Consider the following 1,782-nt stretch of genomic DNA (forward strand, 5'->3'; position numbering starts at 1 on the left):
GCCCGCGAGCCCCTCGCCGTGGCGGTGGTCGGTGGGCGCCGCCGCGATCCAGTGCGCGTCCCAGCGGGATCCCGCCACGCCCACCCGGCCGTCGGCCTCGATCCCGGCACCCGCGGCGTCCATGCCCGTGCGCGAGGTGGCCGCGCCGTCGGCGTCGACGAGGGCGACGCCCTGCTCGAGCGGCTCCGCCCAGCCGCGCGCGTCGAGGAGCGGGGAGGTGGCCGTCGAGTAGCCGATGCGCGCGTAGAGCGGCGAGTCGACGGCGACCGCGCCGGCCTCGGCCTTGTCGGTGCCGTGGTTCACGACGCGGACGATGCCGTCGTCGCGCGTGCCCGACACGATCCAGCCGGGAGCCGCGATCGCCCGGAGCTGGTCGCCGCGCTCGACGGGCAGCGGCTCCGACGGCGCCGCCCACACGGGGTGGTCGGCCGGGAGGGCGATGCCGAGGAGGCCCTTGACCGCCCAGTACGGCGAGCCGGGTCCCGAGTACGACTGCGCGAGCGCGCCCCACGGGTGGTGCCAGCCGGTCGAGAGCAGGCCGTCGTCGCCGGGGGCGCCGTGGTCGGCGAAGTGGGCGACCACGGCGTTCGCGGCGTGCCGCAGGAGGCCGGGTGCGTGCGACGGCACCTCGGCGATGACGCCGGCCCAGAACGGCGCGGCCGCCGCGAAGCGGTAGATGAGGCTGCGGCCCTGGAGCAGCGGCGAGCCGTCGGCGCCCACGAGCGCCAGCGCGTCCGCGAGGTAGCGGTCGAGGCGGGCGACGTCGGCGGCCGTGCGTCCTCCCACGAGGTCCCCGGCGCCCTGCATGCGCGACCAGAGGACGGGGAACAGGTGCAGCGCCCAGCCCACGTAGTGGTCGTAGGCACGCCCGGGCCCGTCGGCGAGCCAGCCGTCCTCGCGGACGAGGGAGTCGTGGAGGGCGAGGTCCGCGACGACGTCGTCGGCGGACCACCTGCCGCCCACCGAGCGGAGGAACGTCTCGACGACGATGCGGAACCAGACCCAGTTCGTCCGCGGGTAGGTGTCGTCGCCGACGGCCGGCTCGAGGTAGGCGATGAGGCGGGCACGGGTGAGGTCGTCGAGCCGGTCCCAGATCCAGGGGCGCGTCATGTCGAGGACGAGGGCGAGGGACGCGGCCTCGACCTTGGCCTGCGCGTGCTCCTCCATCCGCACCCAGCGGTCGGGGGCGTCGGGGTCGACGCCGGTGGCGATGCCGCGCGAGTACGCGTCGATGAGGTGGTCGACGCCGACGCCGCGGGCGCCGGCGATGCGGAACCCCGCGAGGAGGAAGGTGCGGGCGAAGCCCTCGAGCCCGTCGACCGCGCGGCCGTAGCCGCCCTCCGCGCCGGGCAGGAGGATCCGCCCGCCGCCGGCGCTGGCATGCGCGAGGGCCTGCTCGAGGAGGCCGTCGGCGAACCCGACCCAGCGGTCTCGGCTCCAGTCGGCGTGCGCGGTCACCTCGGGCACCTCGTTCTCCTTCGAATCGACTGCCCGACGCGACTGCGCGATCGAACAATTCAGGACTGTACACAGCCAAAACGATCCGAGCAAGCCATTGTTGTTGCTCCATGATCGGTTACGATCGCTTTCATGGTGACGATGGCGTATCAGGCGCAGGACGGGATCGACGGCTTCCGGGGTCCGCTCGCCGAGGCCCTCTCCCCCTCCGGCCCCCTCACGGCGCGCGGGCTCCTCGCCCCCGCCGACCGCGCGCTCCCCGTGCCCCCGGCCGCCGACCGCGTCGCCTGGTCGCGCGTCGACGGCCCGACGCTCGCCGCCGTC

At 75.4% G+C, this 1,782-nt stretch carries 2 protein-coding genes; one reads left to right on the top strand and one right to left on the bottom strand.

Annotated elements, in window-relative coordinates:
• Positions 1–1,467, bottom strand: a 1,467-nt coding sequence (locus tag Q6969_RS15380; protein ID WP_317231225.1) for a DUF2264 domain-containing protein, incomplete at its 3' end; no start/stop codon positions are given.
• 123 nt (positions 1,468–1,590) lie between these two features.
• On the opposite strand from Q6969_RS15380, the gene Q6969_RS15385 reads away from it, so the two are divergent.
• Positions 1,591–1,782: hypothetical protein (locus Q6969_RS15385; protein ID WP_317231226.1), on the top strand; the 192-nt coding region annotated here is incomplete at its 3' end.

It is taken from the genome of Clavibacter sp. MX14-G9D (genome assembly GCF_032917815.1).
In the GTDB taxonomy this organism is placed as follows: domain Bacteria; phylum Actinomycetota; class Actinomycetes; order Actinomycetales; family Microbacteriaceae; genus Clavibacter; species Clavibacter michiganensis_K.